This window comes from Nostoc sp. LEGE 06077, assembly GCF_015207705.1.
Taxonomy (GTDB): domain Bacteria; phylum Cyanobacteriota; class Cyanobacteriia; order Cyanobacteriales; family Nostocaceae; genus Nostoc_B.
Genome location: NZ_JADEWI010000017.1, coordinates 105,103 through 113,635 on the forward strand (window position 1 = coordinate 105,103; position 8,533 = coordinate 113,635).

The 8,533-nt window shown below is 40.7% G+C and carries 9 protein-coding genes and 2 pseudogenes; 4 read left to right on the forward strand and 7 right to left on the reverse strand.

Translation table 11 applies throughout. The features are described from left to right. Window positions 1-253: 253 nt before the first annotated feature. Together IQ244_RS14105 and IQ244_RS14110 are read left to right on the forward strand one after the other, a co-directional pair. Window positions 254-472: a DUF433 domain-containing protein gene (locus IQ244_RS14105; RefSeq protein ID WP_193894975.1), complete on the forward strand. Its 219-nt coding sequence runs from the start codon at window positions 254-256 to the stop codon at window positions 470-472. A gap of 2 nt (window positions 473-474) precedes the next feature. Then, window positions 475-807 carry a DUF5615 family PIN-like protein gene (locus IQ244_RS14110; RefSeq protein WP_193894977.1) on the forward strand — a complete coding sequence of 111 codons (333 nt, stop codon included), beginning with the start codon at window positions 475-477 and terminating at the stop codon, window positions 805-807. A 66-nt stretch (window positions 808-873) separates the two neighbouring features. Here the strand turns inward: IQ244_RS14110 and mdh are convergent, their stop codons facing one another. The 5 genes from mdh to IQ244_RS14135 all read right to left on the reverse strand — a co-directional run bounded on the left by mdh (window position 874) and on the right by IQ244_RS14135 (window position 4,637). Further along, complete coding sequence (mdh, locus tag IQ244_RS14115) at window positions 874-1,839, reverse strand: malate dehydrogenase (protein WP_193894979.1); 966 nt, start codon at window positions 1,837-1,839, stop codon at window positions 874-876. A gap of 199 nt (window positions 1,840-2,038) precedes the next feature. Then, a complete protein-coding gene (locus IQ244_RS14120; protein WP_193894981.1) occupies window positions 2,039-2,254 on the reverse strand; it encodes an NAD(P)H-quinone oxidoreductase subunit O in 216 nt (71 codons plus the stop codon). Between the two features lie 217 nt (window positions 2,255-2,471). Next, on the reverse strand, window positions 2,472-3,308 hold the full coding sequence (locus IQ244_RS14125; RefSeq protein WP_193894983.1) for a DNA-formamidopyrimidine glycosylase: 837 nt from the start codon (window positions 3,306-3,308) through the stop codon (window positions 2,472-2,474). Between the two features lie 239 nt (window positions 3,309-3,547). Beyond that, window positions 3,548-3,760, reverse strand: a complete 213-nt coding sequence (locus IQ244_RS14130; RefSeq protein ID WP_015111814.1) for a photosystem I reaction center subunit IV — start codon at window positions 3,758-3,760, stop codon at window positions 3,548-3,550. A 292-nt stretch (window positions 3,761-4,052) separates the two neighbouring features. Further along, window positions 4,053-4,637, reverse strand: coding sequence for a PAP/fibrillin family protein (locus tag IQ244_RS14135; protein ID WP_193894985.1), 585 nt, complete (start codon window positions 4,635-4,637; stop codon window positions 4,053-4,055). 251 nt (window positions 4,638-4,888) lie between these two features. Here IQ244_RS14135 and IQ244_RS14140 point away from each other — a divergent pair, with 251 nt between their 5' ends. Then, on the forward strand, window positions 4,889-5,131 hold the full coding sequence (locus IQ244_RS14140; RefSeq protein WP_193894987.1) for a DUF3134 domain-containing protein: 243 nt from the start codon (window positions 4,889-4,891) through the stop codon (window positions 5,129-5,131). A gap of 80 nt (window positions 5,132-5,211) precedes the next feature. Continuing rightward, complete coding sequence (mraY, locus tag IQ244_RS14145; protein ID WP_193894989.1) at window positions 5,212-6,315, forward strand: phospho-N-acetylmuramoyl-pentapeptide-transferase; 1,104 nt, start codon at window positions 5,212-5,214, stop codon at window positions 6,313-6,315. Between the two features lie 77 nt (window positions 6,316-6,392). On the opposite strand, the pseudogene IQ244_RS32490 reads toward mraY, so the two are convergent. Then, window positions 6,393-7,079 (reverse strand): annotated as a pseudogene (locus IQ244_RS32490) (DnaJ C-terminal domain-containing protein); the annotation flags it as partial. 774 nt (window positions 7,080-7,853) lie between these two features. Continuing rightward, window positions 7,854-8,354 (reverse strand): annotated as a pseudogene (locus IQ244_RS32495) (caspase family protein); the annotation flags it as partial. Between the last annotated feature and the right edge of the window lie 179 nt (window positions 8,355-8,533).

Genomic DNA, 8,533 nt, shown 5'->3' on the forward strand with positions numbered 1-8,533 from the left:
AAATAGCCAATACGAAAAAACGCCACTATGAGTACAGTATCGTCTAAATATATGTCAAATAAATTACGTTTATTAAAATCTAGTTATTGCAGATTTGTATATTCCTAATTTTTCACTAAGTAAGGTAAAGGAAAATTATGACTGTGCTGCTAAAATTTCTGGCGATTGCAATTGTATTTGTCTTCTTTGTTAGATAAAATTAGGAAATAAGTTTGAGTTTAAATTGTTTCTTTGTAGGGCATAAGTCTAAATCATGGACTACCAAGACTTTATTACGATTGAACCCGGAAAGCGTAGCGGTAAACCCTGTATTCGGGGAATGCGTATCACTGTATACGATATTCTAGAATATCTTGCAGGCGGTATGACAGAAGCAGAAATTCTAGAAGATTTTTCAGAACTAACATCTGAGGATATTAAAGCCTGTCTTGCTTTTGCTGCTGATCGTGAGAAAAAGTTATTTGTGGCATAGTTGTGAAACTGCTCTTGGATGAAAATCTCTCAGATCAGATTGTTTGCCGAATCATCGACTTTTATCCTGATTCTGCTCATGTCAAAACCTTAGCGCTTACCAATACCGATGATGGAATTATTTGGGAATATGCAAAAGCAAATGATTTTGTGATTGTTTCCAAAGATTCTGACTTTTATCAACGCAGTTTACTTTATGGTCATCCCCCTAAAATTATCTATCTTCGTATCGGTAACAGCCCAACATCAAAGATCGTGCAAGTTTTGAGAGATAATTTTGACACAATCATTCAATTTGGAGATAGAGAATTAGAAAGTGTCTTAGTGCTGACATAGTTGGGAACAGCAGCGTAATCTGGTTTTTACCAAAAAGCTAATCAGCGCGGCAATACATCATCATTATTATAATTTTCCTGCTAAAATTTCTTGCGATCGCTCGATATTTCTCCGCACAGATTGAGCCGAAGTCTGCAAAGCTTCTCTTTCACTATCACTTAAATTTAATTCCAAAATACTTTCTATTCCACCACAACCTAAGCGACAAGGCACACCAATTACCACATCTTCTAAACCATATTCGCCTTGCAAATAAGCCGCTATTGGTAACAACCGCGATTGATTTAATAATATTGATTCAACCATCACACTTGTTGCCGATGCAGGGGCAAAAAACGCACCGCCTGTTTGCATTAATTCGACAATTTCTGCGCCACCGTTGCGGGTTCTTTCTATTAATCGCTCAATTGTAGCTGCATCTAATAATTCTGTGATGGGAATGCCATTAACTGTGGCGTAACGTGATAAAGGAACCATCAAATCACCGTGGCTACCTAATACCATCGCTTTCACATCCGCAGGTAACACACCCAATTCTAAAGCGATGAAAGTTTCAAATCTGGCTGAGTCTAAAACTCCAGCCATACCCATAATACGACTACGAGATAACCCTGTAGCTTGCCAAGCCAAATAAGTCATCACATCTAAAGGGTTCGTGACGATAATAAAAATTGCATTGGGAGAATGAGCGATCGCATTTTTCGCTGCTTCGACAACAATCTTGGCGTTGGTTTTTAGCAAATCATCCCGACTCATCCCTGGTTTACGGGGAAGTCCAGCCGTTATCACCACAATTTCCGAACCAGCAGTATCAGCGTAATTATTGGTACCGATAATCTGACGGTTATGTATTTCAATTCCCCTAGCCTCCATTAAATCCAGAGCCAAACCTTGAGGCATACCCTCAACAATATCGAGTAACACCACATCTGCTAAATTTTTCTCAGCAATACGTTGAGCTAGGGTACTACCAACTCTCCCAGCACCAACGATAGTGACGCGCGGTAAATAGCAAGGTATAGGGGAAGACATAAAATTAATTTTTAATGCGTAATTCGTTGGGAATTCAACTGAGTAAGCCTTTGCGTTACTATGCGGTTAAATCACCACTATATATATAGTAGAAAATTGCGATCGCAACTGTGTAACTTAGAAGGTGGGCATTACCCACCTATAATTGTGATTTGTGAGAAATCAGTCAACCACATCCTTTAGTCTGAGGATAGGATACTTACTTAGATCCTTCTAGTTGATCTAAGCGTAGCCAAATATTGGGTGTAGGCACTTGTCCGAACTTTATGAGGGCATAATCACCTTTGATATCAACAATTTCACCCTCAGTTTCAAATAAATAGGCAGGAAAGCGAGTATCACTAGCTTTAGCTTCTAAACTATTTTCCAGCTTGTCACGCACAGCACGAACTAAATCTCCTTTTTTAACTGGCATAAATTATTCCCCTCTCAAGTTTGCAGATTGTCTCATAGAGGATTTTAGCTTGCGACAAGAAACGGGTATAGGGGTATGAAAAAAGGGTATGGGGGTGTGAGGGTTTAGGTGTGTAGATTTATGAAAAAAGGAGTGTAAGGGTGTAGATGTTGAAAAAGCTTACACCCTTGCATTTGCACCCTTACCCTTACTCCCTTACACCCAGCCGTAAGGCTTCCTAACACTGACACTGGGGACAAAAATGACTAGAACGCCCACCTAATCGAATTCGCTCAATAGGGTTACTACAAACTCGGCAAGGTTCCCCAGTGCGGTTGTAAACCCAGGCGACACCACCATAGTTACCGTTGATCCCCTTGACGTTGAGGAAGTTACTAAAGGTTGTACCACCAGCTGCAATGCTGGTTTCTAATACTTCAATGATGACTTGGCGTAACTGCTGAATTTGCTCTAACTGCAAATCTGTACACAAAGTTTCTGGTAATACGCCACATTTAAATAATGCTTCATCGGCATAGATATTACCTAATCCGGCAACTACAGACTGATCTAATAATGCTGTTTTAATGGGACGGCGGCGGTTTTGCAGTTTAGCGGCGAGATACTCAACGGTGAATTCTGGTGAAAATGGATCTGCGGCTAGTTTGGCTAAACCAGTCATCACACTTTCTACCGCAACTTTAGGCGGAACCCACCACATTTGACCAAAGGTGCGTTGGTCGACAAAGCGCAATTCCTGTTGATCCCCAAAAAATATTCTCACTCTTGTGTGCTTGTGCAATGGTTCATCACGGTGCAGCCATAATAATTGACCAGTCATTCGTAGATGCGCCCCCAGGTAGCCACCAGCAGGGGATAGTTCAGCGAGGAGATATTTACCACAGCGATGCCAAGTCATAATGGCACTACCTTTGATTCTTTCAATAAACTCATCAACAGAAAACGGGTAGGCGATGGTGCGATTTAGCAACACATCTCCACCCGTAATGTTTTGATTTAGGGTCAATTGATTAAGACCCCGGCGGACTGTTTCAACTTCAGGCAGTTCAGGCATTGGAACTGATAAGTAAGCAATTTATTTAGGGGTCGGGAAAGATGAGAGGAAGTACTGTACGCACCTATTGGTGGATATCTATTCTATCGAAAAGAAACAGTAAATACCCGCAGGGCAGTTTCTTTTACTTAGAGTAGGCTGAGAGGAAGCATGAGAGAATTGAAACTTTACGCTTCGTTCTACATACTTAAAGCTTCCCTTCATCATCCCATTAAAGAATCCCCTTTTGGCTTTGCTACTTATTTTTTAGCTTTAGCCTTGGGTGCTTCTGTTTCGACTAATTCATCTAAGGCAAAGTTATTGGTATTAATACCAGAGTAATTTACCTTATCAAAACGGACGATTACTGGGTATTTGATGCCGCTTTGGTCAATAGAAGCCACGGTGCCGACATCTTGGAACCAGTAGGATTCTGGGCGGAGAATACGTACTTTAGAACCACGTTGAACCATGATTATCTTCCCTTTTAGTTATCAATTGCCGATATATAGGGCTATTTGATTTCACTCTACAACCTGAAGGTCTCGACTAGAGGATTTGTTAAGTTATTTGTCATTGGTCAAGACTCAAGGGTCAAGGGTCAATAGTAATTTTTTCCCTTGCACCCTGCCCTCTGTCTGATATCTTCCTCTCGTTAGGTTCTAAATAAAAGTCTCATACCTAGAATGGGGTCAGACCCTCCTTGACAAAGCGCACATGATGGAATAATTTCGTTTCGTTCGCCCACACATTTTCAGGAAAACTTTATGTTCGACTCAAAACAAACACACTACCCTCGTTCCCCCTACCAATGCGGAGATCGTCATCTATATAAGTAATGTCTAACCAGCCTTGTTGGTTTTCGTTCTTAATTGACACGTCAATTCCCGTAAACTTTTTACCTGATTCAATTTGGCTGATAAAATTTTCTGGAGAATTGTAGTCAATTAGACGTTGCAAACCTACAATAGAACGATTAAATTTTACCTGGACGCGACGACCGGAAACTGGCTCAAATTTAGCTGCGACGCTAACTAATCCTTCGAGATAGGGTAAGCCATAAATTTCAGCAATATTGTAAACGCTGGTAGTTTCTACCCGAATACACTGATAAATTTGACCAAGTTTACAAAAAGGTAAACGATCTAGGTTTAAAAGAGCTTTGCTAGTGGTATAAAGTAATAGCCAATTGCCATCTAGCAAGTTACCAGCTTCCACTGGACGTGGTGTTGGGTTGAGGTCTTCTAAATTGGCGATCGCAGCTAAGATTGCTTGTTTCTGTGACTCAGTAGCCAGTAACCCGCGATTTGTCGGAGCGATCGCATTGATTAAAGCCGCCTTTCCCATCATGGTTTATTACCCCAAATCAAGAATGTTGAAAATTCATCCACCTTAAGATCAATATTGATGCCCTATGTATAAAGCTCTAAAAACTTTTAAGAATTTATTCCTACCTGTATTACCACTATTAAATAAAATATTTTTGCTAACTTACGGATTTCAGCAGGCAAGACTTGAATCAATAAATAACTAAATTATTACGTTTCAAGTGATAGACTGCTTAATGTCTAGTTACATTAACATTTTGTTTCTTCGTCAATATGTTGAATTCTCCCTTACGTGAAGAACCCCGCAACCAACGCGCTGCTGTAATTCCATTAAAACAAGAATCCTCCCTTTTAGATTGGTTAAAATCCCACGGTCGTTTGATAGCGCGTGATGTGCATGAACCTGATTTTTCTGAAGAAGAAAACGAAGAAATATCAGACTTTCTCGGTGGAGAAGACGGCATTGCTGATTACCTTGATGATGATGACGACGAGATAGCTGTTGAAGAAGATTAGCCTTTTCAGGCTAGGGACTTGGTGATAGCTGTCGTCCCTGTAGTTAAATTTTGTAGTGTGGAGTGAAGGGAAAAGATCCTGTGGACGCTAAATTATCTCCTAACCAAGGATTAAATGTTTCTGGTATCGGTCTCGCTTCTGCCTTAGCCACCGGGCTAGGTGTAGCAGCAGTAGTTTGTGATTTGATGGGGAATAGATTGCCTTGGCAAGGCACATCACTCACCATGCCGTTGTTGTTGTCTGCGGTGATTTCGGGCGCTGTGGGCTATGTGGTAGTACCTCTGCTGCAAGCACTGAAAACTGGACAAATCATCCGCGAAGATGGCCCCCAAGCCCATTTGAAAAAAGCAGGCACACCAACAATGGGTGGGATATTCTTCATCCCTGTGGCGGCGATCGTTGCCTGTATCATGTCTAATTTCGCCACAGAGGTCGTTGCTGTCTCCGCATTAACCCTCAGCTATGGTTTTATTGGTTGGATTGATGATTGGCAAATTCTCCGCCGGAAATCCAACAAAGGTATTTCTCCCAAGATGAAACTAGCTTTGCAAATTGGTTTTGCTGCGCTGTTTTGTATATGGTTAATGTTTAATCAACCTTTTAATATTACAAATATTGCTTTGCCTTGGGTGAGCTTTGCACTGCCTTTAGGGTTCCTCTTCTGGCCTTTGGCGGGGTTTGTTCTCGTGGCAGAGAGTAACGCAACTAATTTAACTGATGGTATTGATGGTTTAGCAGGTGGAACTGTAGCGATCGCACTTTTGGCTTTAGGTGCTGTGGTTGCCCCAACTTCCTTACCATTGATGGTTTTCTGTGCAGCTTTAAGCGGTAGTTGCTTAGGTTTCTTAGCACACAACCGCAACCCAGCCCGCGTATTCATGGGTGATACTGGTTCTCTGGCGTTGGGTGGTGCTTTAGCGGCTGTGGCACTTTTAACAAATAGCTTGGTAGCATTATTTATTCTCAGCGGTATCTTCTTTGTCGAAACTCTGTCTGTAATGGCGCAAGTTGCTTATTACAAAGCGACAAAAGGCCCAGATGGCAAAGGCAAACGCTTGTTTAGAATGGCTCCTTTACATCATCATTTAGAGTTGGGTGGCTGGTCAGAATTACAAGTTGTGGCTGTATTTTATATAATCGCTGCGATGTTAGCTGTAATTTGTTTAGCGATCGCACCTTTCTAAAAACTTTAAAAAACTGATTTAATAAAAAACCCTGAAGCTTCGGGGTTTTTTATTATGTATAAAAATTTTCAGCTTTTAACAATAACTGTTACCAAATGGTCGCCTCGACTAGTGGGATTGTTTACGCAAGGTACGCCGCGGTTTTTCAGCCTCATAATCCTATTAGACTGGGTTTGAGATGGAATAATAAGTTCCACTGGCCCATCTATTGTGTTAACTTCTAAACGGCATCCAGAAAATGCTTGCTGCTGGTCAATTATGATTTCTGAGAGGATGTTAATACCATCTCGCTTAAATTCTTTATCCTCATTCACAAACAAGTAGATGTACAAATCACCGGGATGGCCACCATATTTACCAGCATCTCCTTCTTCGGATATCCGTAAACGTACACTATTGTCTACCCCAGATGGAATGGTAATTTTGAGTCTCTTGGTTACTTGATATGTACCTTCCCCATTACAAGAAGCACATTTTTCTCCTATTACTTTGCCAGTCCCTTCACAAGTTATTACTTTGCCAGTCCCTTCACAAGTTCGACACTTGGAAACTTGATTAAAGGCACCAAAAGGCGTTCTGGTGGCACGCTTAACTTGACCTGAACCTTCACAAGTTGTACAAGTGAGAGGATAATGACTGGATTTAGTGCCAGATCCTTTACAGACTTCACAGGTTTCTAAATGAGAAATGCGAATTTCTTTTTCGCAACCAAATATCGCTTCTCGGAAGTCTATTTTTAAATCTAATCGTAAATCATCTCCTCTAGTTATATCCCGTAAAAGAGGATTTTCAGAATTTGTTGCTTGTTCTTGACGTAACTTTTCTGATTCTTTCTGCCGGCGATCATATTCGGCCTGTTTCGGAGTAAGTACTCTTTGTTCTATCAAGGCTATATCTTCATCTCTAAGTTTTAAAAACTGTTGAAAGTTTTTTAATCCATTACGAACATATTCATCTAGTGGGTATTGCACTTGAACTGCTTTTATCAATTCCTGCTCATAACGCAGCAGATTATTTTCATATTCCTCTTTTTTTTGTTGTTTCCGTATCCGAACCTGTCTTTGATATTCTGTTTCTTTAACAGATGTAATCTCTAACTCAATAGATGCTACATCTTCATCTCTTAAGCCTAAAACATTCTGATAATCCTTCAGCATCTTGTAGGTATTTTGATCAAGAGGATACTGTCGCTCAACCTCCTTAGTAAATTCTTCTTTGTAACTTTCTAAATTAGCAACCCGCCTACGGAAAGGTTCCAATACGTCGCTTTCTATTTCCTTGGCTTTTTCATTGGTGAGTCCTAAGTCTTCTTGCTTCTTCTTTAAGATTTTGATACCAAGTGAAGGAATTTCGCCTCTTTTAGCATATTGTTCAACCAGCTTGCGATACTCTGTTTCTGGATTTTTCGGGGTATAGGCTAGTAAAATATCGTATCCTTCTTTATCCAGAATGATATCTGGTGTCATCTTAGGCTTAACTGCTTGGACTTTTGCCTTAGCATAAGCGTGCAATTCCTGTACATGAATAATGCCATCATCATCTTTGTCTGCTGCGCCTGTTTCAATTCCTTCAACTAAATACTGAGTGTATAGGGAAAGTGTTGAACCTTCTTGTTCAAAAGATGTTTGAGTCGCACTGGAAGATGTGAGAACAACTCGCCCCTCCGAGCCGAACTGCTTTTTAATATTGACACCAACACTTTTTGTCCGCCAACCTTGAGCATAAGCACCACTGTAGCAAGCATCTAAAATCAAAACTTGCCGTTTAGCATAGCAATTGTTTGATTGCCCTTGGATAAAATTTGCGTCTACAGCAGTAGCTTCAAAATCGTCTTTAGCTGTATTTCGAGTCCCTAAATAGAGATGATCTTGATCATTCGTAATACCATGACCAGAGAAAAAGAATAATACTAGGTCGTCTTTTGCAGCTTCTCGAAACAGCTTATGAATTGCTTTTCGCATGGAGATCGCATCGGGATTCAGCAGCCGTTCAACTTGCTCAAAACCTCCCAGAGTTGGGTTTTGCAAAACTCGCTCCATAGCTTGCACATCATTGAGCGCAGCTGAGAGGGAAGGGATACCTTCACCATACCCCTCTTCTGTCACTTTCCGAGTATTCTAAATAAAAGGATTAAAAGAAAAAACTCTGGAAGGTAAGCAGGGCAATGGATGTGGAATTACAAATCCTGAAACATTTACGTCGAGACGCTCACCCAACA